Origin of the sequence: Ochrobactrum sp. BTU1 (genome assembly GCA_018798825.1) — a bacterium.
In the GTDB taxonomy this organism is placed as follows: domain Bacteria; phylum Pseudomonadota; class Alphaproteobacteria; order Rhizobiales; family Rhizobiaceae; genus Brucella.
This window is the reverse complement of record CP076355.1, coordinates 1,404,534-1,431,519: the sequence shown is the minus strand read 5'-3', so window position 1 is coordinate 1,431,519 and position 26,986 is coordinate 1,404,534. Positions and strand designations below refer to the sequence as shown.

Below are 26,986 nucleotides of genomic sequence, written 5' to 3'. Positions count from 1 at the left end.
CACTAACTATAGAACCTCTTCGGAGGGTGTTTTGTCGTGCCAGACTCCGGGGGGCGGATTCGTTCGGGGCGAGGACTTGTATCAACCGGCATCAAGCCGGCGGTGATTGGAGGAAACGTGCATGAAACGTCGTAATTTTCTAACGGGTGCGCTTGTTGCAGCGGCTCTCGGACTTGGTGCAATGAATGCTGCGCCTGCTTATGCATCACCTGAAAACCCGGTTATCGGTTTTTCTATCGACGACTTGCGTGTAGAGCGCTGGGCACGTGACCGCGACTATTTTATCGCAGCTGCTGAAAAGCTAGGCGCGAAGGTCAATGTCCAGTCGGCTGACGGCAATGAAGAAAAGCAGGTCAAGCAGGTCGAAAACCTGATTTCACAAGGCGTTGATGCCATTGTGATCGTCCCGATGAATTCGAAGGTTTTTGATGCGGTTGTAGCCGACGCAAAGGCTTCGGGCATCAAAGTTCTTTCCTATGATCGCCTGATCCTGAATGCTGACATTGATGCTTATATTTCTTTTGACAATGAGCGCGTAGGGTTCATGCAGGCAGAAGCCGTTTTGAAGGCAAAGCCGGAAGGTAACTACTATCTGCTCGGCGGTTCGCCGACGGACAACAATGCGAAGCTGCTGCGTGCTGGTCAGGAAAAGGCGCTGAAGGATGCCGTCGATTCCGGTAAGGTCAAGATCGTGGGCTCGCAGTGGGTCAAAGAATGGAGCCCAACCGAAGCGCTCTCCATCATGGAAAATGCCCTGACCGCCGCATCCAATAAGATTGATGCTGTTGTTGCCTCCAATGACGGCACCGCCGGCGGCGCAATTCAGGCGCTCGCCGCACAGGGTCTTGCAGGAAAGACTGCAGTTTCCGGTCAGGATAGCGATCTGGCAGCCGTTAAGCGCCTCGTGGACGGCACGCAGACCGTAACGGTTTACAAGCCGCTCAAGCTGATTGCTGAAGAAGCAGCAAAGCTTACTGTGCAACTGGTTCGCGATGAAAAGCCCGAGTTCAACGGCAAGATCGACAATGGTTCGAAGGAAGTCGATACACTCCTTCTGACACCAACCGCCGTCACCAAGGACAATATCGATGTCTATGTGACTGACGGTTTCTACACCAAGGAGCAGATTGAAGGGAAATAACCCTTCGGGTCTGTGAACCTATGCGCAGGTTGCGTGGCCGGAGGTTGGAATTTGAGGTTCTGACGTCCGGCCTCCAAACGATATCTTTTGGTCCGTCTTTGACAGCGTTGTCTGCCAGTGCAAATTTCGGTGCCCGCTTTTAAAGATAAACCGAAGTAAGTTTATTTGGAAATACTGTAAGGTCGTTTCGAATGTCCGACTATCTTTTGGAAATGCAAAACATCGGTAAAGAGTTCAACGGCGTGAAGGCGCTGGATGGCATCTATCTGAAAGTGCGCGCAGGAGAATGTGTCGGGCTATGCGGCGAGAACGGTGCGGGCAAATCCACACTGATGAAAGTTTTGTCTGGTGTTTATCCCTACGGCACTTGGACTGGCGAAATCTTTTGGCAAGGCAAAGAGCTCAAAGCTAGCGGCATTCGTGATACTGAAGCTGCAGGGATTGTGATCATCCATCAAGAACTGATGATGGTGCCGCATCTGTCGGTTGCTGAGAATATTTTTCTTGGTTCAGAGCCCACCACCGGTGGGTTCATTGATTATGATCAAATGAATGCGCGAGCGACTGAACTGCTCGCTCGTCTCAAGATCAACGACATCAACGTTGCCTTGCCAGTTTATCATTACTCTGGTGGCAAGCAGCAGCTCATTGAGATTGCAAAGGCGATCAACAAAAACGCCAAGCTGCTCATCCTGGATGAGCCGACATCGGCACTCACTGCTTCAGAAACGCGGGTTTTGCTCGACCTCATCAAAGACTTTAAGACGCAAGGGATGGCTTGTGTCTATATTTCCCACAAGCTCGATGAGGTGGCGGAAATTTCCGACACAGTGACGGTTATCCGCGATGGCGCGCATATCGCGACACGTCCGATGGCGGAGCTTGCAACAGCTGACATCATTACAATGATGGTTGGGCGCGAGATGAAAAATCTCTTCCCACGTGAAGCTCACGACATCGGTGAGGTTATGTTTGAAGCTCGCAATATCACATGTTGGGATGTTACCAATCCTGACCGCAAGGTCGTGGATGATGTTTCCTTTGCGCTCAGACGGGGGGAGATTCTGGGCATAGCGGGTCTAGTGGGAGCGGGGCGCACAGAGCTGGTATCGAGCCTTTTTGGTGTATGGCCCGGCGCTCATCAGGGTAAAGTCTTTCTCGAAGGCAAAGAAATTAAGATTCGCACGCCACGCGACGCCGTGCGACAGGGCATCTGCATGGTGCCGGAAGATCGCAAGCGCGATGGTATCCTGCCAATTATGCCAGTCGGTCACAACATGACGATTTCGGTGCTCGATCGTTTTTCGCTGCGTGGGCTTATCGACAAAGAATCCGAGTTGGCGACGATTCAGCGCGAGATTTTGCGGCTCAAAGTGAAAACCGCCGATCCTATGCTGGCGATTGCATCGCTGTCAGGCGGCAATCAACAGAAAGCTGTTCTTTCGAAAATGATGCTCCCAGACCCGAAGGTTCTCATCTTGGATGAACCGACACGCGGCGTAGATGTCGGTGCGAAATATGAAATCTACAAGCTGATATTCGCGCTCGCCAAACAGGGTGTTTCGATTTTGATGGTTTCATCAGAAATGCCGGAAGTGCTTGGCATCAGTGACCGAGTTCTCGTCATAGGCGAGGGCAGACTGCGAGGCGATTTCCCGAATGCGAATCTCACCCAGGAGAAGGTCCTTGCCGCTGCAATTGGCAAGCCTGCAACCAACGCGGCCTAATCCGCAGCTAATCTAACTGGTGCATGATATGACTTTGACAGGCAAAAGCCTCAGAAAATTTCTCTCAGAATACAAGATCGTCGCGCTGCTCATTGTCGTTGCGCTGATCTGGGCTTTTTTTGCCATCATGACCTATGACCCAGAAATGGGTCGGTCACAATTTCTGACGGCGCGGAATTTCTCCAATCTGCTGCGTCAGATGGCAATAACTGGCATGTTGGCTTCGGCCATGGTGTTTGTAATCGTGGCTGGTGAAATTGATCTTTCGGTGGGCGCGTTACTTGGATTGTTGGGCGGTGTCGCTGCCGTCCTTGATGTCGTCTATGGTTGGCCACTTTGGGCGACAATCAGCACCGTTTTGGTGCTTGGAGTCATTCTTGGAGGCTTTAATGGCTGGCTGACAGCCTATCTCGGGATTCCGTCATTCATTGTGACACTCGGTGGACAGCTGGTATTTCGTGGCATCGTTCTTGGCATCATGGGTGGGGTTACCATTGCGCCCATTTCGCCCGGATTCAAATATATCGGTCAGGGTTATTTGCCGGGTTGGCTTGGCAATGTCTGTGCCATGGTGTTGTTTACGGTATTAATTCTTATCACGCTGAGAACCCGTGCCAGTAAACGCAAGCATAGTCTTCAAACACTCACCCCGGCGATGGAAACTGCACGACTTGTAGGCACAGGAATCCTTATTCTTGGCTTTATTCTGATCCTCAATAGCTATCAGGGCGTACCGGTCCCGGTTCTGGTGTTGCTGGTTATTCTGGGCGTCTTTACCGTCATTTCGCGCCAGACGGTGTTTGGCCGCCACATCTACGCTGTGGGTTCAAATCTCGAAGCGACGCGGTTTTCTGGTGTCAATGTGAACTTCGTCAAAATGGCTGTGTTTGCCTTGATGGGCTTGATGGCGGCGGTCGCAGGACTAACGACCACAGCTCGTCTTGCAGCTGGTACCCCTTCAGCAGGGTTCGGTGGCGAGCTTGATGCCATCGCGTCATGCTTTATCGGGGGAACATCGATGCGCGGCGGGGTCGGATCCGTGATTGGCGCATTGGTTGGTGCCCTCATCATGTCAAGCCTGGATAATGGAATGTCGATGCTCGGCGTTGATACATTCTGGCAGCAGATAATAAAGGGCAGCATCCTGGTGCTGGCGGTCTATCTCGATATCGTATCCTCAGGCACACGTCGCGCCTGATAAGGGGCGGGGGGAGTGTCGCGCAAGACCTCCAGGGGTTTTGCGCGACACGTTGCTAGATTTTCCCGTCACTGCTTGATCGGCCGATGCTCAGCAGCTGGTACATGATTAGAGCTGCAAAAGTGGATGTTCCAATTCCGCCAAGAGCAAAACTACCAATATTGACAGTAAAGTCTCCTGCGCCGAAAATCAGCGCAACACCAACGGTGAATAGATTGCGTGGATCAGCAAAGTTTACCTTGTTGACGACCCAGATGCGCGCCATCGCCGAGGCAATAAGACCGAAAACGGATACTGCAAGTCCAGCGAGCACGGGTGCTGGGATCGTCTGCAGGATGGCACCAAATTTTGGCGACATGCCAAGCGCAATTGCGACCACTGCAGCGATCACAAAGATCAATGTCGAATAGACCTTCGTCATTGCCATGACGCCGATGTGTTCAGCGTAGGTTGTGACGCCGGTGCCGCCGCCGGAGCCTGAAATCATTGTCGCGATGCCATCGCCGAGAAACCCGCGACCGATATAGCGGTCCATGTTCTGGCCAGTGATTGAACCAAGAGCTTTAATATGCCCCAGGTTTTCCGCCACAAGCACGATCGCCACAGGTGCGATCAAAGTGATCGCCGGCCACGTGAAAACAGGGGTAGTGAACGCGGGCAGGCCGAACCATGGCGCAGAACCAACTGCAGCAAAATTAATGCCAGGAACGATGCCTAAGCCGTTGCCGAAAATTAATACTAAGCAGTATCCGAACAGCAAGGCCAGCAAGACAGCCACACGTTTGGTAGCAAGCGCGCCATAGGCAGAAATCATCGCCATGCAAAGCACCGTCAAAAGCGCAATCGTCATATGCGCACCGGTACCTTTAAGCTGGCCTACCGCGACAGGCGCCAAGTTGAGGCCGATTGCAACGCCAATCGCGCCTGTGACGGCTGGAGGCATGAGCTTTTCAACCCAACCCGTACCAACCGCCATGACAATAAGCCCGATCGCGGCATAGATCGCGCCGCAAGCAATGATTCCGCCAAGAGCGAGAGCGATGTTCGGATTAGGGCCGCTACCTGCATAGCCGGTAACTGCGATTACAACTGCGATAAAGGCAAAGGACGAGCCAAGATAACTCGGCACGCGCCCTCCAGTCATAAAGAAGAAGAGAAGCGTTCCAATGCCAGAAAAGAATACCGCAACATTTGGGTCAAAGCCCATAAGCAGGGGCGCGACAATGGTGGAGCCGGACATTGCCAGTAAGTGCTGAATGCCCATTGGAACTGCGGCAGCAGCTGGAAGCCGTTCGTCAGGTAAAACGGTCGTGTTGTTGGTTAAACGCCAATTCGGGAAGTAGGACATAGACCCCTCTTAATCAAATTAATCCAGAGGGACTTATCCGCAATCTGACGCGACTTCCAGCTTTTACGGAGCCAACAATGACCTAATACGTCATTTGGGCTTCCTGAAACATCACCAAGGTTTGCGAGGGAATTGTCATCAAAGCCAAAATTAAGCCGTGCCGGCTCCATCCGATCAGGCCCTCATGAAAGAGAGCTTTCGCATGACTGTAACCTCGAGCGTTGCAACCCTTGGCAGTTCCCGGAATGGCGAAAAGCGCCATTCCGGGTGGCACATTAAAGGAGCGTGATAGCCGCTATCCCGTGATCCGACTTTTTCGCCAATAAGCCCTCGGTCAGCGCCCTGCGATGCTCGGCGAGATAGATGTAATGGAACGCATCTGCTCTTCCACCGATCAAACAAATATCCTGGCGGGTCCAATGCCAGTCTATAGCAGCGAGCTTATTCTCGAACTCTGACGAAGCTGTTGCTGACCAAAAACTTGCAATCCCTGATGGTGAGAGCGCGCGCTCTATGACCGTTAGACCGCAGTCGCTGTAGATCGCTTCATTTTCGTGCCTGACCAAAAAATCCGGCCCGTTATCGGTATCCATGAGGATTAGATCGAATGTTGATGGATGTTGATGTAATCTGTCCATCACATCGACCACACATAAATTAACCCTCGGGTCTTCGAGAGGAAAGCCTGCTAGGTGACCAATATATGTCCGGTTCCAATCAACGATTTCTGGTACGAATTCGCAAACGGTAATCTCAGTATCATCGGGCAGGTTGTCAAGAGCGGCTCTGAGCGTAAAACCCATTCCAAGCCCCCCGATCAACACGCTCTTTGGCGAGCCTCCGAACAGTCTTAGCGAGCGCTCGGCAAGGATGGTTTCCGATTGGAAATTAATGTTCGACATCAGCTCGAGCCCATTATACCGGATTTCGTAGATGTCGTCTCTTTGACGCAATATTATTTCGTCGCCAGCAATATTGCCGGCGCGCGCCAGTTCGGTCCAGATAGCCATAATAAATCCCAAACGTGAGCACTACTGGTCGCCCAGCAGGACTTTTCGCATTTTGTGTGAAAAGGATTGGGGTCGCTGCAGGATTAGACGCGCAGCAACCCTATGGCATCTTCTGATCGAGCATCCATCATCAGGGGGAATGCTGACTGATCATTCGAGATATCGAGCAAAAGCAGCATATTTCGAAATCCTGTCGTCATACCTCTAACTGAATCCTTCAAGACAATGGAAGGGCAAGAACCTATCTCTAGGAAATGGTGTCCGACTTTGCAAGTTAGCAGTGCCATCACAGTTGTGTCGGGCACAATGCAGCCGAATTGTCGGAGTGAAAGCCGCCCATCAACATCGACCTGGCGAGAGATATTTTTGCCAAGTCCGAAATTTAGTGGCGCGGAGGCCAAGCAGCCATACCATTGAGATTCAATCATCTTGGCAATGCTTAAGCGTTTCATTTAGCGGCGGCGGGCCACACTCTCCAGGGAGTAAACTGGGCTTTACCCGGCAACTGTTCGGTGGAATTTTTATTTCGTCTTCTTGCCCTGATCGTAATGCCACTTGATGGCAAAGAACATGCCAGTTCCCAATACGAGAACCTTGAACGTAACAAAGACTACAATAAACCAATCCATAATCTGTACATTCCCAAGCTGTTATGTCCTGCGAGGCTCTTATAGCAAAATGGCTTATTAAACAGCTTCAATTTTTGTTGAAACGATCAGCGAACCGGACCTCGGCAGCTGCTTCCCTCAATTTCCCTGCCGCTAATGAAAAATTTGGATAAAGACACCCCATAGATAGCGACTGGAGCGCGACGGCGACTTCAGAATTTTCGAAATACAGACAGCGAAGCCTCAAGCGCTTCTTTCTATCCGCGGAGGTGGCTATTTTGTGGGGCTGGAGAATTAAAGCCATCGCCGCAAACCTGGCCTGGAAGAAAATAAGAGTGTTCCATGATGTCTCTTTTATCTTCGTCATCTAACAACGGCTGTCCTGTGGTCTAAAAATGACCTGGAGTGGTAACGGGGGTCGTCTTGGATTCAGGCGCTTATTAAGCGAGATTGTCTCGCTGCAGCCTGGCTGCTTTCAGCCGTTGAGTTTTCGTATCTAAGGCTAGCTTTTCATTCTCAAGTATTGATTTTGCGCGACTATCTTTGTCTGCCCTCCTGATTTCGGCCTGCGATAAAGACGATTTGAAAAGAGCTTCGCTTGTCGGGTACTGATCCTCATTAGACATAACTATACTCCAACGGATGTGTTGAGTTGGGGACTAACGTGAGTGATTGGACACTGCGCAAATATAAAAAAGGTCGGTGAGCGCCGACCTTCTTAAATGCCAAATGCCTCTGTCAGTGTTTAGGGAGACGAGACAAAATCCAGATAGCAATAAAGCTTATAGTGCCTGAAGATTATCAGCAGCCTGCTTGCCAGAGCGTCTGTCTGCCACTAAGTCGAAGCTGACCTTCTGGCCCTCATTCAAGCCGTGAAGACCCGCACGTTCTACTGCCGAGATGTGTACGAAAACGTCCGGCGACCCATCATCTGGCTGAATAAAACCGAAGCCTTTTGTACCATTAAAGAATTTTACTGTACCATTTGCCATAACGAATTCCTTTCAATTCGATCAAGCCAAAAAAAAGCGAATAGAACTTCGCGGCTGTTTTTACGATATTGAAAGAAAAAGCCTTCAATTACTTATGAGAGGCAGTCGATAACAAAGTCGATTTCCCCTTGTAGCCTGAATAATATGGCAACTCAATGCCAAATTATTCAGGCTAAGATAAGAATTTGTGATGTCCGAGAAGGGCCCGCGGTTGTTTGAACGAAGGCTAAGGGAAATTTCACGAGATACTTTTCAATGTGCGGGGTAAAAAATTAATGATTACGATGCCCTAAGAACTCATATCTATTTTTTTGTAGCACGTATCCGACTTCTAACCCAGGCGAAGGCACCCGGATTCGAAGCCGGAATAGCGGAGTTAGGATATTCGCCTCAGCACTGAAATTATTAGATAATTAGATGCGTTTCACGTCGATTGAGAACAGAGCTTTTTCAGCGTCGCGCAGTTCGCCTCCTGCATACAATGATGGGGATAAATTGCCGTAGGTGTCGAACCTCACCTAAACGGAAGTATGCCTCAGCCGATTAGACGCATACCATTGCCGGAGAGCGTGGAAGCCTGAATATCTCGGCCGAAAACTGGCAGGTAGCGTCTTTTTGCCAGTAGAAACGGTCACTCCAGCCGCTATTTCTGCAACCAATCGCCGGCGCTTCACTATGTTCTGGTGATTGTCGATATTTTCGGGAAGGTCGGCGAACACCAAACCATTTGCTTTCTTTCACCGTAACGGTTGGTGCGCTGACGGATGCTGAGCTTGCCATCAGAAAGATCAGTCGCTCCCCAGCGCCACCTCCGCGCTTCACTCGCACGGATAAAAATCATCGTGCACGTCCGATTTCTCCAATCAGTTTACCCGCCTGTCGCGTGCAGGAAGTCGAAGTAGTATACCTCACTTGTTGTGAGGAACTTATAGGACTTTTATTTTAATACGTATGTGGTTTACTTCATCGTAAAGAAAAGGAGATAAAAATGCATTGTAAAATAGCTTTAATTTTGATCGATTTGGCCGAATCTTCGGTATTCTTCAGCGCGAATGCGGAAACGAAGAAGCTTAATTTGAGATGAGTGCAGACCGCATCGAGAAAGTTTCGAAAAAAATAAATCAACTCAGCGGGAATGCGGTGATCAGGTTGGGAGATTCAGAGATTAAAACAGACAGAGAACGGATTTTATTTAATGCCAATAAAGTAACCTTTTATAAAGACACGTTTGTTGCCTCCGGAAATACATAGTTCAACTGAGGGTCATTTGCGAGGAGTCGCCTCGACAGGATGCTGGATGTGTTGCACAGAATTAGCATATCAGAGCGAATACCTCGCATGTTGCTGACAGGCAGCGAAAATAGCCGATGTTGGTTAATTGTGGCGTGAAGACGTCTTGGCAGCCTCACCCGAAAGGGCCCGACTAGCGCAGAAGCCAAAAGGGCAAACCTTGGTTATGGATGCTAAGCGCCTAAAACGTGGGCCCAGCCCCAAAAGCCGGTAAGATGCGTCCCGGTACGTTCCGATCATCTTTACAAACACTACAGCTATTATTAAGGCGGCAAAAAATACTGCTTGGCCACTCGCTGAAATTTCGAGGTCCACTATCGAGACCGGCATTGTATCTGAGGGAGTAAGCATTGGACGCACTTTGCGCAAAAAAAATAAGTGTGCTGCTTGCAGCGTACGATACCGATGGCTTCCCACTCAATCTCATTGCTTGAGAATGGAGCATTTGCTGCTCAGTGCGGTTCGTTTAATCAGTTCACACGAATGCCACCGGTCATTTACTGTTCTACTTATGTAATCGCGATTTGCTACCAATCTTGGAACAAGCGCTTTTTTGTAAGATGGGCGCTTAAACGCCTACATCAATTTCGTGTCTGGCAGCTTGAGCTAAGGAAGCTGAACGCGTTAAACCGCGATTCTTTGCGACAGTGTCGATAGCTTTAAGAACGCCATTTTCGAAAATGGCATTCACACATAATAAGTTGCGATCCAATAGAAATTGCCATTTTACCAAAGTTAATTAGTATTAAAGGGTATAAATATGCGCATTTTAACATTCGAAGAAATGAAGATTGTCAGTGGCGGTGGTCGCCTAGATTCTCCAGATTATGGCGGGGCTCGTAACACGGATTTTGGCGCTTCTCGCGGCCCCCAATCTCGCGGCGGAAGAAATAATGACGGCAGAGATGCTGCTATGGATTCTTATCTTGGCAGAGACGTATATGGTGCGAATGCTGTTGGGCTAAATCCCAATGTGGCTCGGGGAGCGATTGGTGGCGCCATTGGTGGCGTTCTTGGTGGGTTGAAAGGCGCTATTGCGGGAGCGATAGGGGGCGCTTATGGTTCATCAGGTGGCGGGTGGACTTCCCCAAGTCCGAGCAATCGTGGGGGAGGAAATTACTCCGGTGGACGGGAAAAAGGCGGCGGTGATAGCGGTGGCCGTGGAGGAGGGCGTTAAAATTCAAGCAGGCAAGCAATGTTGCTTGCCTGTATTTCAGTTTATGAGTGTAACGTATGTCGATTAAATCTATCATATTAAATTTTTGGGTTTTCCCATTAGGGTTGTTTATACTTATGTTTTCTATAGGTAACGGAACTTTTGATATGAATATGGATTTAAAGAATTATTTTTATTCTTCATTATTTACAATTATCATTATTTCTTTTCCAGTAACTATAATTGAATGTCTAAAAAAGATTAAGAAAAATAGGAGTATTTTCAAGCAGGTGCGAGAAGATTCTTAATCTGGGGCACATGGCAAAGCGGTACAGTTGAAACCAGACGTATCATGGATGCAAAGACAGGGAAAATCCATTGGGAAGTGTTTGACTCTGGCAAACATATCTTCAACGCTACCGACGAGCGAACACTGATGGAGAAGCTGACTAACGAGTTCGGTCCGAAGTTCGGAGGTTTCAAATCTCGTTGGGGCGAAAGATAAAGTAGACCTGCAGATGGCAAACATTAGCGAACACTTCTCTCTCTGGGGCTGGAAGGGCTCATCGCTCCGACATTTCAAAGTTCCTGAGGGTGCCGCCTACAAAATATATTGGGTAACTTTTGTCCTTGGCCCAATCTTGTTCGCTAATGTTTTTTTATTTTACTTTGAGCTTAATTCTCGAGTTGATTTGGATTACCTGTAAATATATTATCGATAAGTATGATTATATTTTTCACGACGGTCGTTAGAATTCTGTGATATTTTCGCAAGTTATATATTTCGAAATCTTAAATTTAATCTGATGCCGTACAGAGCAATACTATTATTTAGATAATTATAATTAGTGTAATTTCTTTTGAGATTCTCACGACGACTATATTTGACGCGTCGTGAAAACTTATCACTATGAGAATTTTTTATCATTCAATTGTGTGACTTATGAATACCGCTAGAGAAGCATCCTATGGCCCTGCGGAATACGTCTCTCTATTCCGAAATGAGGCCATCGTTGCCCGTCGCGTTGCGTGGCTAGGTAACCCTCGATTAATTCAACCAATTTCGGTTCAGCTAGCCACAGGAGTGGGCATGGTCATTATTGCGCTCATTCTGGTAGTGCTGATGTTCGGCCAATACACCCGCCGCGTGCGCGTCCATGGCGCTGTCGTTCCGAGTGCGGGTGTTTTGCATATCTTTACGCCGCAAACCGGGCGTCTCGTACAAGTGCACGCTGCAGAGGCGAACACTGTTAAAGCAGGTGATCCTCTATTTCTGGTGGCTACAGACATCAAGACTGGGCTTGGCGAGACGGAGAGTGTCGTCAAAGACCAGCTTCAAAGCCGTATTGATGAACTTGACGAGGCTATAAGGCAGCGCGCTCTGCTTGATCAGGTTGAAAAGCGTGCCTTGGGAGAACGTGCTCGCTCTATTACACAGGAGATAGAGCGTGTTGATGCGCAGATAGCACAAACCGAAACATATATTGCCGTGTTACGGCCCCGTGCCGTCAAATACCGAGAGCTGGTTGACAAGGGCATTACCCTCGAGCGCAGCTACGAAGCTGCTGAGCAAAGCTATATGCAAAACCGCCAGGAGTTCGAAAGTCTGCGCAGAGAACGGGTGCAACTTGAAAGTACAGCATCAGATGTCAGGTCCAAGCTCGACGGTTTCGACGCTTCAGCTGCAATCGGGCTTGGTGAGATGCGCCAGCGAATAGCAACGCTCAAAGAGCAACTGGCTCAGTCCGAAGCGCGCAGAGCCATTGTAATTGCAGCACCTGCCGACGGTACGATTGCAGCGGTCCTTGCACATTCTGGTCAGCTTGTCGCAGCTGGAACGCCACTGGTGTCGATCCTGCCCACCGGCGAGAAGATGGAAGTGCATCTGCTTGCAGACAGCAAAGCGATTGGCTTTATCCGGGAAGGCGTGCCTGTACTGTTGCGGTACACGGCGTTCCCCTATCAGAAGTTCGGCCAATATGGTGCCCGGGTTACAAACGTCTCTCGCGTGACATTACGGCAGGGAGAAGCCAATGCGGACGCGCTGGCGGCTCAGCCGCAACCGACACAGGCACAATATCGGATCACTGCCCAGCCAGATCAGCCGAACGTTATGGCATATGGGCAAGCTGAGCCGTTGAGAGCAGGCATGAGCGTCGAAGCCGATCTGCTTCTTGATACCCGCCCGCTATATCAATGGCTGCTTGAACCGATTTACAGTCTGCGAGGCCGCGCCACCACGCAGGCCGACAATAACCCGTCATGATGAGCAGATTGAACTTTTCCCTGTCATTGAAGCGGCAACTACCAGTCATCCTGCAAACCGAAGTCGCGGAATGCGGACTGGCATGTCTGGCGATGACCGCAGGGTACTATGGCCATGAGATTGATCTGAGTAGCTTACGGCGTCGGTTTGCGGTTTCAGTCAAAGGACTCTCGCTCCTCGATATATCTCGCATCGCAAGCGGTTTGTTTATGGCCACCCGCCCGGTGCGCGTCGAGCGTGAGGACCTGTCAAAACTTCAGACACCCTGCATTCTGCATTGGGAACTGCGCCATTATGTGGTGCTGGAAAAGGTAACTGCTAAGGGTGCCTATATTCATGATCCGGCTCGTGGTCGGCGATTGGTCCTGCTTAAAGAGTTGTCAGAATGCTTTACCGGTGTTGCTCTCGAACTCTGGCCCGCAGAAGGTTTTGAGCGCAAGGTTGAGAAAGAACGCATTCGTCTTACAGATATGTTTCGGCGCATCAGCGGATTGAAGCGGGCGCTATTCCAGATATTTGCCTTGTCACTCTGTCTGGAAGCCATTGCGCTGCTTACACCGATTGGATCGCAGATCATCTTCGATGAAGTGATCGTGGCGTCGGATCACAATCTCCTGACACTGATTACGATTGGCCTTGGTGTACTCACAATCCTGCAACTCATCTTTGGTTTGGCCAGAACATGGGCCGTGCTCATCATGGGGACAAACCTGAACCTGCAATGGACAACCGCGCTGTTCGATCACCTGCTGCGTCTGCCGCTCTCGTATTTTGAGAAGCGACACGTTGGTGATGTGGTCTCGCGTTTCGGATCACTGGCAAGCATTCAGTCAGCACTGACGACGGACATGGTGAGCGCGGTCCTCGATGGCATCATGACCATCGGGGCATTGGTCATGATGGTGCTTTATGGCGGCTGGCTTGCAGTGGTTGCATTAATCACCCTTGTGCTGCATCTGGCCATCCGTGTCGCTGCCTATCATCCATATCGCGCAGCCAATGAGGCAGCGATCATACAGGGGGCAAAAGAGGATTCGCATTTCATCGAAACCATCCGTGGTGTTGCCAGCATTAAAACCATGGACCTGCATGACCGCCGCAGGGGCGCATGGCTCACTTTGCTGATCAACGTGATCAACTCAGATCTCCGGATCAAGAAGCTTGATATGCTCTTCGGTATCATCGGTACGTTCCTTGCAGCCAGCGACGGAATTATCATGCTTATACTCGGCACAAGGTCCGTAATGGATGGGGCCATGACAGTCGGGATGCTCATCGCCTTCCTTGCTTACAAGGATCAGCTTGTAGGGCGTGTGGGGGGGGCTAATTGATTTGGCGATCAACCTGAAAATGCTTACCCTTCACACCGAACGCATAGCGGATATTGCTCTGACGTCAACTGAACCTGCCGCAACCCTATCTGCGCTACCACTGCAAATACCCATTGAGCACTCCTTACCGTTGCGGGTTGAGAACGTGCACTATACCTATGGTGAAGGATTGCCAGAGGTTCTCAGGAATATCAACCTGATAATTGAACCCGGAGAATGCGTGGCCATCACCGGTCCATCTGGGTGCGGTAAAACCACTTTACTGAAAATCATGTCGGGTCTTATTGAACCAAGCGAAGGCAGAGTTCTGCTGGGCGATGTGGACGTCAGAGAGACAGGTCTAGTTGCCTATCGCAGGCACATTGCTACTGTGTTGCAGGACGACCTGTTGTTTGCAGGTACCATCGCAGAAAATATCTCTTGCTTTGATCCACATTCCGATCAGGTATGGATAGAAGAATGCGCTCAAATGGTTGCCATGCGAGATGAAATCATGGCGATGCCTATGCGGTACGACTCGCTCATTGGCGATCTGGGAAGCTCGCTATCGGGTGGTCAGAAACAACGGCTGTTTCTTGCGCGTGCGTTGTATCGCCGCCCTTCGTTCCTATTTCTGGATGAAGCCACAAGCGCTCTGGATGAAGCGAACGAGCGCCGCATAAACGCGGCGGTTTCAGCCTTAAAGATCAGCCGTGTTCTTGTCGCACATCGACCATCGACTATCGCTCAGGCGTCGCGGCGAATAGATTTGAGTTAGTCATACCCAGCAATGCAAGTGATCTGCCGATGCTGGCGGGATTACGAAAAGTTGCACCGCCAACGGCAGAGATTCAAGCGCTCGCCATTCTAAATGACGTAGATAACCTGGCCTTCAGGAGCCGGGTGACAGCCATGAAAAAAGTTAGATAGTTGCTAAGGTTTACGTTTCAACCTATCGGTGCCAGCTTCGACCAGCGCATCGCTGATCCACATCCCATACACGTCGACGACGAATGCTGCAGCGTGAAGGCCAACATCTGAACCATCGTCTGGAGGTAATGGAAAGTTAATTGCCCGAAGGTAGTGGATGATCGGGCCGGTGATGTATTCCGCAGCTAATGCACCGCATATCGGTGATGCGATTGTTTCACGTAAAAATTGACTTGTTTCGCGACAGCGCTCGAAGAATACCGCCAGCGAAACGCGCCACTAACACCGACATTTTCAAGCCATATTCATTGAATGGGTCGTTCTTAGCATGTTCCAGCCCAGCTATAGAGGTGTCCCGCTCTCGTCATTACTTCCCCCAAAAGTCTTTGTAGTATGGCCGCCCATGTACAGCGCGGAACCGACACGACTTGCACTCGCAGGATGTACGGAAGCGGAGATAGCTACAATCACTGGTCACAGCCTCCGTGATGTCCGCTCGATCCTCAACGCACACTATCTAAATCGCGATCCAAAGCTCGGTGAATCAGTGATCAGAAAGCTTGAGCCAATGAACAACTCTGTAAACTAAGGAGTAAACCGCGCTAAAGCGGTACAGTTTCGAAATAAGGATTGTGTAATAGAATAAATTGGCTGGGGAACCTGGATTCGAACCAGGACTAACGGAGTCAGAGTCCGTGGGTCTACCGTTAACCTATTCCCCAGCAGGGTCACGTATCAGCTAGTTTCTGAAGCGCGATCACGAAGGAAGTGAGTTACTTCGTTCGTCGGTGGCCACCATCTAGCGAACTCAAACGATGAGCGCAAGCCCTTCTTTTAAAAAAATGTGGCAAATTCATTGTTTTCTTAGCAGTGCTCAAAAAGCTAAGGGATTTCATCGCAGAAAGCAAAGTGCGGATAAAAAAAGCCCGGCAGCAGAGGTGCGGCCGGGCAAAGGGCAGGCTGGCCGAGAGGGGACCCGGCATGTGAAGGTGGCGCCTGCCAGATGTTCATTCAACAGATATTGCGAGCGGCCTCCACGCGTGAGCGTGCATCTGCGAGCGCCGCAAGAACGGACGTCGGATCTTGTGGGTTGCGCTGGCTGATCGCTGTATAGAGGTCACCACTGTGAAGTCCGATATCCTTCAGAAGGTAATGATCGAGTTCATTGAGGTGGAGCACGTGACGCCGGTTTCGGAATAGCGTCCAGCGACGCAGAACCGACGTAAACACCGATTTTACAACTTGCTTGAGCACGGAAGTCGGCGCACTCGTGGCTGGTAAATGTGTCATGGTGGTCTTGCTGATCGCTGTCATCGCCGCTCTCCTTCAAGCGTGCTTGGTCAAACTGTTAAGGTCGTCAGGTCATTCGCTTTCGCGTCTCCATTTTCTACGACGTTGGCTTTATCCAATAATGGAATTGATTGTTCCAACGAATGTTTTTAATGTAACAGTTCAAAAATAGTGATGGATGGGTTTGATGAGCGCGCCTTTGGATCTCGACCAGTTGCAGACCTTCATTGCCATTGCGGACTTGGGTAGTTTCACCAGAGCAGCTGATGCGGTTTTTAAAACACAATCAGCCGTTTCCATGCAGATGCGCCGGCTAGAAGAGCGCATCGGTAAGCCCCTTTTCGAACGCGATGGACGGGTCAATCGTCTGACCGAGGATGGCGAAAGGCTGCTGCTTTATGCGCGGCGCTTGCTGCTGCTAAATGGCGAAACCATCTCAGCTTTCGATGATAAGCAACTTGAAGGGCATGTGCGCATTGGCACACCAGACGACTATGCGGATCGTTTCTTGCCCGAAATCATGGCGCGTTTCGCGCGGTCTAACCCGCGTGTGGAACTTTCCGTGGTTTGCGAGCCGACTGTTAATCTTGACGAAATGATCCGCCGTGGAACGCTGGACATCGCTCTTGTCACGCAATGTGATGATAAGCGGCGTTCAGAAGTCGTCCGCACCGAGCCACTTTTGTGGGTAGCTTCTGCTAGTCATGCGGTTCACGAAGAGGCCGTGTTGCCGCTCGCTGTCGGTCGTCCGACCTGCATCTGGCGACATGCGGCAATGAATGTCCTTGATCAGGCTGAGCGCGATTATAGGATTATTATTACTAGCTGGTCTGCAACGGTACTCGCAGCTGCGGTTTTGTCGGGACTTGCGGTCTCTGTGTTACCTGAATGCGCTCTGCGACCCGGGATGCGTGTTTTGGGCGAAGCGGACGGCTTTGGTACATTGCCGGAGTTTGGCATCGGGATCATGCGTGGGCATACCAAGCAGAATGCAATTGTTGACGCGCTGGCGCAGCATATTATTGAAAGTCTTGATAATATCTCATCGCCAGCGCCGGCAGCTCTTGCATCGGCTGAAATCGCAGCTTTCCCGTCTGTTCGGACACGCCGTGTGCGAAGTAATGAATTGTTGCCGGGTTGGTGATGGTGCAAAAGATACAGGGTGACGTCTTGACCGGTTGACCGGGCAAGAGCGCTGAGTACCTATGATGGGATGAGCATGGGTTCAGATTCTATTTCTATACTAAGCGGTAGCGCATCAAATGTTGCGGAATATAGCGTTTCCGAGATCTCCGGCGCATTAAAGCGCACGGTCGAGGACACGTTTTCGCATGTGCGGGTGCGCGGTGAGATTTCGGGGTATCGTGGACCGCATTCGTCTGGGCATGCCTATTTTGCATTAAAAGACGACCGATCGCGGCTTGAGGCCGTGATCTGGCGGGGGTCGATGGGGCGTCTGCGCTTCCGTCCTGAAGAGGGGATGGAAGTCATTGCCACTGGCAAGCTGACGACATATCCGGGTTCTTCCAAATATCAGATCGTCATCGAACAGATGGAACCTGCGGGTGCAGGCGCGCTGATGGCGCTGCTTGAAGAACGCAAGCGCAAGCTGGCAGCAGAGGGCCTATTCGATCCGGCGATTAAACAGCTGCTTCCTTTCATGCCAAGGGTGATCGGTGTCGTCACCTCGCCAACAGGGGCTGTGATCCGCGATATTATTCACCGTATTTCGGATCGGTATCCGCTGCATGTGATTGTCTGGCCGGTGCGTGTACAAGGTGAGACGAGCGGTGCGGAAGTGGCCGCAGCGGTGGATGGCTTCAACGCTTTAGCTCAAGGCGGTACGATCGCCCGTCCTGATGTGGTAATTGTGGCTCGCGGTGGTGGCAGTCTTGAAGACCTTTGGGGGTTCAACGATGAGATTGTCGTTCGCGCGGTAGCGGCTTCGCATATTCCCGTTATTTCGGCTGTGGGCCATGAGACGGATTGGACCTTGATCGATCTGGCTGCCGATGTGCGTGCACCGACGCCGACCGGCGCTGCCGAGATGGCCGTACCCGTCAAAGCTGATCTGATTGCCACCGTTGCGACGCAATCTGCCCGCTTAGCGTCTGCTATGTCCCGGTTTGTCGACTTCAAGCGCCAGGCACATCGCGCAGCAAGCCGAGCACTGCCTTCTTCTGATCAGCTGTTAGCATTGCCACGGCGCCGTTTTGATGAAGCCGCCTCGCGGCTTACGCGAGCGCTTTTTGTGAATACACAAAAGAAGCGCGTTCATTTTGATGGCCGCGCACGTCAGTTGTCTCCGCGTCTGCTGCAACGTGGTTTCGACGAACAAAAACGCCATATGAAGCTGATCGGACAGCGTTTGCCGCGCGCGCTTGAAGCATTTTTGCGCGAGCGCCGGACGTTGCTTGCCAGACGCTCCGACAGGTTGGCACCTGAGCCGATACTCAGGCGTACGGTGGTTGCGAAAAACGCAATCGAACAACTGGATCGCCGTCGCGACCAGGCGATCAAAATCTTACTTGATCGCGCAAAAAGACGCGGGCAGGAACTGGAGCGTCTGATGCGGACGCTTTCTTATGAAAGCGTTCTTGATCGCGGTTTTGCAGTTGTTTTTGATGCGGATGGCAAGCCCGTCAAACTGGCTCAAAGCGTTTCTGAAGGTGACGCTTTATCGATCCGGTTCCGGGATGGAGATGTTTCGGCTACTGTGGGAAATGGCCTTGATATATCGTCGCCAAAGGGTGGGCTGCGCAAGGCTTCATCAGGCACCGGCGGGCAGGGATCGCTATTTTAGCAACACTTGCCTGTTCATCGGGTCATAAATGTTCACGACAGCGCCTAGGTTGCCGATTAGGCTTTTTCCTTAAGGCTGACTTAAGTTTGGTCTCTTCTTTCTGTTCGCACATTCGTTGACATGCGTTCTCAACTGGAAGGCATGTGGCTTCAAGTCGTGCAAATGAAAGAGTTTTTCGATGTCGCGTAAATTTTCGGCAGGCAGTGATATGGCGTTATTGCCCAAAGGGGTCACGAGCCGGAGGGCATTTCTGATCGGAGCGAGTGCGGTTGCACTTTCGGGTTGCGTTTCGGCCACTCAGCAGGCCGCACCTGCCAAAGTAGCTGCTACGCCTGCCCCGGTGCGCGCCGTGCCGCCAATGTATGAGGCAATGCCCTATGAACAGTTCCCACTCCCTGCGGTGAATGTTGCCAAGGTTGATCCGAAATTCTGGCGCCAGGAAGTCGATTATCCAACCAGTGAGAAGGTTGGCACGGTCATTGTCGATACGCCTAACAAATATCTCTATCATGTTCGTGGCAATGGCCGCGCTATGCGCTACGGCATTGGGGTAGGGCGTGATGGGTTTTCTTGGGCGGGGCGAGCGATCATTGCGTATAAACGTCAGTGGCCACGCTGGACGCCGCCGGACGAAATGGTTGCGCGCCAACCCGCGCTTCAACCTTACAGCATCGCCAATGGCGGTATGCCGCCAGGTTTGAAAAACCCGCTCGGTGCTCGTGCGCTGTACATTCACAAAGATGGTCGCGACACAATTTATCGACTTCACGGTTCGTCCGAGGAATGGAGCATAGGCAAAGCGGTGTCCTCCGGTTGTATCCGGCTGCTCAATCAAGATGTCATTGATCTTTACAATAATGTGAGAGACGGAAGCACAATTGTCGTCATTCCTGATCCGACAAAGGGAACACAGGTTTCGGCATAATGAAGCAAAGGCGCGGGTTTCCGCGCCTTCTTTATGGAGCAATGTTAAATGCCTGTTTCCTTGCAGATCACCACACGCCATCCGTCCGGATCTTCATAGGTGAAGCTGCGGTTGAGCCAGTATGGGTTTTCTGGCTGCACAGGCGCATACCCTCTGTCCTGCATTCGTTTGTTCAAATGCGCATAGGCCGTCTCATCGGTTACATAGATCACCAGAAGATTATCGTGCGACGGCGCTTGGCAAGAAACTTGCACTTCATGTTGTGTGAATTCCAGATGGGCACTCTTTCCCGGTAGGCCGAACATAATGCCATCATATCCGGCGTGGGCTGCAAAGGCACCAAGCTGCGGCAGCCCAAGACCATCACGATAGAAAGCGACGACGTCATTGAGTTTATCCGTTGGCCGGGCAACGCGTATTTGAACGGGGACAGCGCCTTCACCAAGGGTGACTGACTGTTTGGTTGATTGCGAATTCATTTTGCGTTCCTTCGGTTTAGTTCTGTCCGGATGCGGCCAGTGCCTGCATTCCGCGCCATAGCGATGGGCCCTGCATGACGATGACGCCAATGGCGACCAGCAGCACGCCGATTATGCGAGAAGGCGTTATTTCTCTTGAAACAAATCCCATGATGCCGAAATAATCGATCAGCACAGAGGCGATGAGTTGCCCGGCGATAACCGCAGTCATGAAACCGGCGGCGCCAAGCTTTGGTGCAAGCACAATGGCGGCGGTGATATAGAGCACGCCCGCAATGCCGCCGATCCATATCCATTTCGGCTGTGCCGAAAGGCCGGTGAAAGTGGGTAGGGACACTTTCATGGCGAGCAGAACCGGCAAGACGCAGATTATGCTGACAATCAGCGAAATGATCGTTGCCCAAAGTGGATGGCCGAGGGCTCGGCCCAGTGCTGCATTCGCACCGGCTTGAAATGGCACCACCGCACCGGCGATAAGCGCAGCAACAAGAAATGTAATTGATCCCTGAGCCTGCATGGAAAATCCTTTCGTCTATTCCTTTAGCTCTGATCTAGTTATACGCTTATTGAATGTGAAATTCGAAATATAGAGATAGTTATGCACCAGATGAATAATCTAAGAAATGTTGACTTGAATTTGCTGGTCATTCTGGATGTGCTTTTAACGGAGCGGCACGTCTCCCGCGCTGCTATACGGCTCAATATGAGCCAGCCTGCAGTCAGCCATGCATCGGCGCGTCTGCGTGATCTGCTTGATGATCCATTGCTTGTCCGGGAAGGCGCAGGGCTGGTGCCAACCCTTAAGGCCATGGAAATTGCAAAACCACTGACAGAGGTTCTGACAGGTGTTCGTGCGGTACTTGGGCCGCAGGGATTTGACCCGGCAACGACACAGTATCGCTTTCATCTTTCGATGTCGGATTATGGCGGCACTATCTTGCTGCCAGGGTTGGTGCGCGCGTTGCGGCAGGATGCACCGGGGATTGATCTTGCTGTCAGTCAATTCAGTCGGGAAGGCATGGTCGCTCGAATTTTGGATGGCGAAATTGATCTGGGCTTTGGTGTCTTCCCTCATCTGCCAGCCCAGATTAGAGCGGATATCATCATGCAGGACGAATATGTCTGCCTGCTGGATCGCCGAAGCCTTGAAGGGCGAACATTTGATGCTGATGCCTATTTCGCCCGCCCTCATGCGCTGGTGGCGGTGCGTGGCGATGCGACAACAGAAATCGATGAAAGCTTGAGGCTTGCAGGACATACACGCCACATTGCCGTGGTAGTTCCGCATTGGGGCGTGGCACCACAGCTGATTGCAGGCACGGACCTCATTTTGACCACTGCGCGCGGCGGGCTTAAGAATCTGCCGCCGGATGATAATCTGGTGGTGCTGCCTGCGCCCGTAGCTTTGCCATCGATACCTTTTGTGCAGGTATGGCATAAGCGCCGGGAGAGTGACCCGGCGCATCGCTGGTTACGGTCGAAGTTCAGCTCGACCGATTTTAAAGCTTAGTAGGCGTATTCGAGGAAGATCGGTTCGACTGAACCTGCCCAAACGCTGTTATAGGCTTTGAGCATACGTTCGGCATCGGTGGTGCCAGCCGCCACGATTTCTTCGAGCGGCGCTAAGAAATGGGTTTCGTCAAAGCCATCGCCGTTGAGCTGCTTGCGGTTGAGAAGACCAAGACGGGAAATTTCCAGCGTCTTGCGTGCAATTTGTGCGACTGGCTTGCCACGGAACGAGGCATTCAGGGCTTTTGCAGGCACATCGTTGCGCAGCGCCAGAACCTCTTCATAGGTCCAGTCCTTTGTCAGATCTTCGGCAGCACTGAGCGCTTCGTCATCATAAAGCAGGCCAACCCAGTAAGCGGGCAGAGCGCAGATGCGACGCCAAGGACCGCCATCGGCGCCACGCATTTCAAGGAAACGCTTGAGGCGAACCTCAGGGAACAGGGTTGATAAATGGTTGGTCCAATCCCCCATATTCGGGACGGGATCGCTGACTTCACCCTTTAATGCGCCATTCATGAACTGGCGGAAGGTAACGTGTGTGCAGTCGTGATAACGACCGTCGCGCAGGATGAAATACATCGGCACATCAAGTGCCCATTCCACATAATCAATGAAGCCGAAGTTTTCCGAGAAAACGAAAGGTAAAACGCCCGAGCGCTGGTTGTCGGTGTCGCGCCAGATATTGGAACGCCAAGACAGAAGATTATTCGGCTTGCCTTCGGTGAAAGGCGAACTCGAAAAGAGCGCCGTGGCAATTGACTGGAGCTTCATTGAAACCTGCATCTTGCGACGCATGTCAGTTTCCGAACTAAAGTCGAGGTTCACCTGAACCGTCGATGTGCGGTACATCATGTCGAGGCCTTCATGCCCGACTTTCGGCATGTAGTTACTCATGATTTTATAGCGCGATTTCGGCATGACCGGCGTTTCGGCAAGTGTCCACTTTGGGCTACCGCCAAGGCCTAGAAACCGAATGCCTAGCGGTTCGGCAATTTCGCGAACCTGCGAAAGATGTGCATTCACTTCGCGACACGTTTGATGGATCGAAGATAGTGGCGCACCGGACAGTTCGAACTGGCCACCTGGCTCAAGAGAAATTGCGCCTTGCCCGGTTGGTTCAACAAGGCCGATAATATTGCCCTCATCGATGATCGGCTCCCAGCCAAGCTTGGCCTTCATACCTTCAAGGATGGCTTTGATCCCGTGCGAACCTTCATAAGGAACGGGGCTGTTATCTGCAACGTAGAAAGGAAATTTCTCGTGTTCGGTGCCGATGCGCCATGCATCTTTGGGTTTGCTACCTTCCGCAAGATAGGCTGCGAGTTCTTCAACACCGGTCAGTGCTGTTTCATCGGTCGTGTCGCGCGCCATGCATATCGTCCCTAGTCGAATTTGTCTTTGTCAGCGTGATTGGACAAATTTGTCAAATCACGCAAGTCAATTTCATTGATGATTGGATTTTCTTAAAATCATGCTGATGATTTCCAGTCGCCCAGTATTGCTTGAACAAGGGTGAGTGCTGACACGGCAGCTGTATCAGCACGCAAGATGCGCGGCCCGAGGGGTATCGCAGTTACAAAAGGCAGGCTGCGCAGCTGTTGGCGCTCAGCTTCAGAAAATCCACCTTCCGGTCCGATTAAAACAGCATAAGCGCCAGGTTTAAGGCCGCCTAGAATAGTCAGCGGATCATCTGTTTCGTGGCCTTCGTCGCAAAAAATAAGATATCGCGATGGATCCCACTGGTCGAGAAAGCGGTCAAAACGGACAGCGTCGCGGCATTCGGGGATTGTGAGTACACCGCATTGTTCAGCAGCTTCAATGGCATTGGCCTTTATGCGGTCTGTTCCAAGCTTTTGTACCTGCGTGTGCTGTGTAATCACCGGTTGTAAAACGCCAGCGCCCATTTCCACGGCTTTTTGCACCATATAATCAAGCCGCCCCTGTTTTAACGGTGCAAAGCAGTAGATTAAACTGGGCGGGGCTGGCTGCACACGCGTCTGCTCGATCGTGTCAAGAAAGAGCCGTTTCTTACCTTCCGCGCGCAGGCTGACCTTCCACTCGCCGTCACGTCCGTTGAAGGCAAGTATCTGATCATTGTCCTTCAACCGCAGCACGTGAGTTAGATAGTGGGCGGCCTGCGTCGGCGCTTCGACGCTTACGCCGTTGCCAAGGCCATTTTCGATGTAAATTCGTTGCATTTTGTAATTTGCGCGCATGTCTGCATGGATGGCAGAGGCACCGTGTAATGGTCAAGCGTTTTGGTTGCATTGGATAAATCCCCTTATGCAAGCACACGTTTTTTTGATGGGATGAAGATACTGGTTGCAATGAATTAGATTGTATCCATATAGATATGAAGCTATCTATTTAAATGGAATTTATCCGATGAAACAGACTTGGGTCGAATTTGCACCGCTGCTCTCCGCCAACGCGCGAGGGTGGCGTAAGGCTTTTGATGCGGCAATGGCGGAGCACAATCTTTCTGATGCTAAGGCCATTCCGCTGATGACGCTTTTACGACATGGCGACTGCATTCCGCAGGGTGTGCTTGCGGAAAGAGTTGGCATTGAAGGTGCAACGATTGTCCGCGTGGTCGACGAGTTGGAGAGGGATAATCTAATCCGCCGTGTCGCCGATGATAGCGACCGCCGGGTGAAGCTCATTCAGCTCACGACCGAGGGGCGAGCGCTTGCGACAAAAGTCGACAAGACGGCTGCTCAGCTTCGCGCTCAGTTTTTAAGCGATCTCGATCCGGAAAGTGTCGACATAGCAATCGATGTGCTGCGCCGTCTCAGCGAAAAATTCCAGAACCAGTCTTCTTAACAAGGAAGGCTTTGCAGGAACTCTGATTGATATTTGTAACTTGTAACACCAATGATGAAGCCCTTTGAAACATTGCCGCGCTTTTGGGACGTGGTCTTCTCGCTGAAGACATTTGCGGCAGCAATGCTTGCGTTGTGGATCGCCCTGATCGCAAACCTGCCCAATCCATATTGGTCGGTTGCGGCTGTCTATATTGTGGCGCACCCGCTTTCGGGTGCGACGACTTCCAAAGGCTTTTATCGGCTCATTGGCACGATCATTGGTGGCGCTGTTACGATTTTATTTGTCCCACATCTGGTCAATTCGCCTGAGATTTTGACATTGGCCATCGGTCTTTGGATGGGGCTTTGTCTGGCGATCAGCCTCCTTGATGGGACGCCGCGCAGTTATCTATTCATGCTGGCTGGCTACACCGTGGCTATTGCGAGCTTTGCCGTGGTTTCCGTTCCTGAAACCACGTTTGATTATGCGGTGGGCCGCGTCGAAGAAATTGCAATCGGAATCATCTGTGCAGCGGTGGTCAACCGATTGATATTCCCACGCCATAGTGGGCCGGTCCTTATGGCTCGTATCGACAGTTGGTTGCGCGATGGTTCCAAGCTCGCACTTGAGACATTGCGCGGAGAGGGCGATAGCCCGGAATTTCGCCGCGACCGCCAGCGGCTTGCAGCTGACGCGCTTGAACTGCGCAATCTCACGACGCATGTGGCTTATGATACGTCATCGATCCGCAATGTTGGAACACTCCTGCATGTTCTTCAGCAGCGTATGGTCGCTGTTTTGCCGATCATCTCGAGCCTGCATGATGTCTTGGTACTCAAGCCCGGTGAAGGCCAAAAGCCGTGGCATCCGGCGGTGCAGAAATTGCTAGATGAAGCCTGCGATTGGATTGACAGCGGAGAGAGCCTCACGGAGCAGCGTCGTGCAGTTTTGCTGAGCTATATTGATGAGATTGACCGGTTTGGCAAAGACGCGCGAACTTGGGGCGAACTACTGCCATTCAATGTTGCAGCCCGCGTGAGAGATCTGGTGCAAATCTGGAGCGACTGTATTACGCTGCGTCAGGACATCGTTTCCGGTTCTCGTCATTCGCTTCGGTGGCGTCGCTACGACGCTCATCTCGCAGCCCGTCCGCAGCACAGAGATTACGGCATGGCCATTCTTTCGGGCTTTGGCGCTCTGGTGTCGACCTGTGTTGCAACCGCATTCTGGGTCGCCACCGGTTGGTCGCAAGGCAGCGCGGCTGCGATGATGGCTGGTATCTTCTGCTGTATCTTTGCAGCGATGGATGATCCGGTTCCGGTTATGCGCAAATTTGGCTGGTTGCTCCTTATTGTTATTGTTGCGGCCTTCGTCTTTGAGTTTGCACTGCTGCCGTTGGTTGATGGGTTCTTCCCGCTAATGCTGGTACTGGGCTTGTTTCTTGTCCCGGCAGGGCTGCTTCTGGCAATCCCATCGCAATTCCTCCTTGGTATGGTGCTGTGCGTAAACTTGCCAAATATGCTGATGCTGCAAGGCCATCTCACGCATGATTTTGTAAGCTTTGCCAATGCCAATCTTGCGACTGTGCTGGGGATTGTGATTGCAGCAGTGGTCACCTCGATCGTTCGTTCGGTGGGCGCAGAATGGACAGTGCAACGATTGGTCAAAGCAGGTTGGAATGATCTTGCTTTGGCCACAGAGCGACAGCCCGGCCGTCATCGCCGGCAGCGTATGAACCGCTTGTTGCTTAGGATGATTGATCGCATTGGTATGATGACGCCGCGACTGGCTCTGATCCCGTCAGCGGATATCGCCAAGGTCGATCTGCTGCGTGATCTGCGCAACGGCATGAATACGATCGATCTTCAGCAATATCGGGCGAAGCTGCCTGAGCCTTGTCGTGAAGCGGTTGATAGGGTGCTCGACGGCATCGGTGCTCACTATCGCGCGCTTCTGCGCAACAAGAAGGTTGAAACGCGTATCGAAATTGATGAGCGGCTCCTTTCGGCAATCGATAGCGCTATTGCGGTGATCATCGATCATGGATCGCCAGCGGTCGCCAAAAGACCACGTCTGGCGCTGGTCGCTCTGCGCTTCAACCTCTTCCCGAAGGCGCCGCCTTTCCAGTTGCCACCACAGCCGCAACTGGAACTGCCGCAGGCCGCCTGAAACACGTTCAGAGAATGGAAAATTTAGGCT

20 protein-coding genes, 1 tRNA gene and 1 pseudogene are annotated in these 26,986 nt (G+C 51.5%); 12 read left to right on the top strand and 10 right to left on the bottom strand.

All coding sequences use genetic code 11. The annotated features are described in order from the left end of the window. The first annotated feature begins 121 nt into the window (after positions 1–121). From xylF to KMS41_17960, 3 genes are all read left to right on the top strand, one after another. Positions 122–1,141: a D-xylose ABC transporter substrate-binding protein gene (xylF, locus tag KMS41_17970; protein QWK79362.1), complete on the top strand. Its 1,020-nt coding sequence runs from the start codon at positions 122–124 to the stop codon at positions 1,139–1,141. Positions 1,142–1,332: 191 nt separating this feature from the next. Then, complete coding sequence (locus tag KMS41_17965; protein ID QWK79361.1) at positions 1,333–2,868, top strand: xylose ABC transporter ATP-binding protein; 1,536 nt, start codon at positions 1,333–1,335, stop codon at positions 2,866–2,868. A 28-nt stretch (positions 2,869–2,896) separates the two neighbouring features. After that, positions 2,897–4,066, top strand: coding sequence for a sugar ABC transporter permease (locus KMS41_17960; protein ID QWK79360.1), 1,170 nt, complete (start codon positions 2,897–2,899; stop codon positions 4,064–4,066). 55 nt (positions 4,067–4,121) lie between these two features. Here the strand turns inward: KMS41_17960 and KMS41_17955 are convergent, their stop codons facing one another. The 4 genes from KMS41_17955 to KMS41_17940 form a co-directional block, all read right to left on the bottom strand. After that, the gene (locus KMS41_17955) at positions 4,122–5,414 is read right to left on the bottom strand and encodes an NCS2 family nucleobase:cation symporter (protein ID QWK79359.1); all 1,293 of its coding nucleotides are present in this window, start codon (positions 5,412–5,414) and stop codon (positions 4,122–4,124) included. A gap of 275 nt (positions 5,415–5,689) precedes the next feature. Next, on the bottom strand, positions 5,690–6,424 hold the full coding sequence (locus KMS41_17950; GenBank protein ID QWK79358.1) for a hypothetical protein: 735 nt from the start codon (positions 6,422–6,424) through the stop codon (positions 5,690–5,692). Positions 6,425–7,120: 696 nt separating this feature from the next. Beyond that, positions 7,121–7,399 (bottom strand): hypothetical protein, encoded by a 279-nt coding sequence (locus KMS41_17945; GenBank protein ID QWK79357.1) that lies wholly within the window; start codon positions 7,397–7,399, stop codon positions 7,121–7,123. 415 nt (positions 7,400–7,814) lie between these two features. Continuing rightward, complete coding sequence (locus KMS41_17940; protein ID QWK79356.1) at positions 7,815–8,024, bottom strand: cold-shock protein; 210 nt, start codon at positions 8,022–8,024, stop codon at positions 7,815–7,817. Positions 8,025–10,074: 2,050 nt separating this feature from the next. Between KMS41_17940 and KMS41_17935 the strand changes: the two genes are divergently transcribed. The 3 genes and pseudogenes from KMS41_17935 to KMS41_17925 all read left to right on the top strand — a co-directional run bounded on the left by KMS41_17935 (position 10,075) and on the right by KMS41_17925 (position 14,824). Next, on the top strand, positions 10,075–10,491 hold the full coding sequence (locus KMS41_17935; protein ID QWK79355.1) for a hypothetical protein: 417 nt from the start codon (positions 10,075–10,077) through the stop codon (positions 10,489–10,491). Between the two features lie 1,069 nt (positions 10,492–11,560). Beyond that, on the top strand, positions 11,561–12,736 hold the full coding sequence (locus KMS41_17930) for an HlyD family efflux transporter periplasmic adaptor subunit (protein ID QWK79354.1): 1,176 nt from the start codon (positions 11,561–11,563) through the stop codon (positions 12,734–12,736). Beyond that, positions 12,733–14,824, top strand: a pseudogene (locus KMS41_17925) (peptidase domain-containing ABC transporter). Before KMS41_17930 ends, KMS41_17925 begins: the two are co-directional and overlap by 4 nt. Before the next feature lie 800 nt (positions 14,825–15,624). Here the strand turns inward: KMS41_17925 and KMS41_17920 are convergent. Together KMS41_17920 and KMS41_17915 are read right to left on the bottom strand one after the other, a co-directional pair. Continuing rightward, positions 15,625–15,698: transfer RNA gene (locus KMS41_17920), tRNA-Gln, on the bottom strand. 289 nt (positions 15,699–15,987) lie between these two features. Then, positions 15,988–16,290 (bottom strand): hypothetical protein, encoded by a 303-nt coding sequence (locus KMS41_17915; protein ID QWK79353.1) that lies wholly within the window; start codon positions 16,288–16,290, stop codon positions 15,988–15,990. A gap of 163 nt (positions 16,291–16,453) precedes the next feature. Here KMS41_17915 and KMS41_17910 point away from each other — a divergent pair, with 163 nt between their 5' ends. The 3 genes from KMS41_17910 (at position 16,454) to KMS41_17900 (ending at position 19,994) form a co-directional block, all read left to right on the top strand. Beyond that, complete coding sequence (locus KMS41_17910) at positions 16,454–17,410, top strand: LysR family transcriptional regulator (protein QWK79352.1); 957 nt, start codon at positions 16,454–16,456, stop codon at positions 17,408–17,410. 75 nt (positions 17,411–17,485) lie between these two features. Continuing rightward, complete coding sequence (locus KMS41_17905) at positions 17,486–19,069, top strand: exodeoxyribonuclease VII large subunit (protein QWK79351.1); 1,584 nt, start codon at positions 17,486–17,488, stop codon at positions 19,067–19,069. Between the two features lie 178 nt (positions 19,070–19,247). Continuing rightward, the gene (locus tag KMS41_17900) at positions 19,248–19,994 is read left to right on the top strand and encodes a L,D-transpeptidase (GenBank protein ID QWK79350.1); all 747 of its coding nucleotides are present in this window, start codon (positions 19,248–19,250) and stop codon (positions 19,992–19,994) included. A gap of 44 nt (positions 19,995–20,038) precedes the next feature. Here KMS41_17900 and KMS41_17895 read toward each other — a convergent pair whose 3' ends face one another. Both KMS41_17895 and KMS41_17890 read right to left on the bottom strand, forming a co-directional pair. After that, the gene (locus tag KMS41_17895) at positions 20,039–20,473 is read right to left on the bottom strand and encodes a VOC family protein (GenBank protein ID QWK79349.1); all 435 of its coding nucleotides are present in this window, start codon (positions 20,471–20,473) and stop codon (positions 20,039–20,041) included. A 16-nt stretch (positions 20,474–20,489) separates the two neighbouring features. Beyond that, the gene (locus KMS41_17890; protein QWK79348.1) at positions 20,490–20,990 is read right to left on the bottom strand and encodes a DMT family transporter; all 501 of its coding nucleotides are present in this window, start codon (positions 20,988–20,990) and stop codon (positions 20,490–20,492) included. A gap of 81 nt (positions 20,991–21,071) precedes the next feature. Here KMS41_17890 and KMS41_17885 point away from each other — a divergent pair, with 81 nt between their 5' ends. Next, complete coding sequence (locus KMS41_17885; protein QWK79347.1) at positions 21,072–21,983, top strand: LysR family transcriptional regulator; 912 nt, start codon at positions 21,072–21,074, stop codon at positions 21,981–21,983. On the opposite strand, the gene KMS41_17880 is transcribed toward KMS41_17885, so the two are convergent. Together KMS41_17880 and KMS41_17875 are read right to left on the bottom strand one after the other, a co-directional pair. Beyond that, positions 21,980–23,353, bottom strand: coding sequence for a glutamate--cysteine ligase (locus KMS41_17880; protein ID QWK79346.1), 1,374 nt, complete (start codon positions 23,351–23,353; stop codon positions 21,980–21,982). The two genes, KMS41_17885 and KMS41_17880, sit on opposite strands and share 4 nt — an antisense overlap. A 98-nt stretch (positions 23,354–23,451) precedes the next feature. Further along, entirely contained in the window at positions 23,452–24,180 is a 729-nt protein-coding gene (locus KMS41_17875; GenBank protein QWK79345.1) for a 16S rRNA (uracil(1498)-N(3))-methyltransferase, read from the bottom strand. 187 nt (positions 24,181–24,367) lie between these two features. Here KMS41_17875 and KMS41_17870 point away from each other — a divergent pair, with 187 nt between their 5' ends. Next, a complete protein-coding gene (locus tag KMS41_17870) occupies positions 24,368–24,805 on the top strand; it encodes a MarR family transcriptional regulator (GenBank protein QWK79344.1) in 438 nt (145 codons plus the stop codon). 51 nt (positions 24,806–24,856) lie between these two features. Further along, positions 24,857–26,956, top strand: a complete 2,100-nt coding sequence (locus tag KMS41_17865; GenBank protein QWK79343.1) for an FUSC family protein — start codon at positions 24,857–24,859, stop codon at positions 26,954–26,956. The last annotated feature ends 30 nt before the right edge of the window (positions 26,957–26,986 follow it).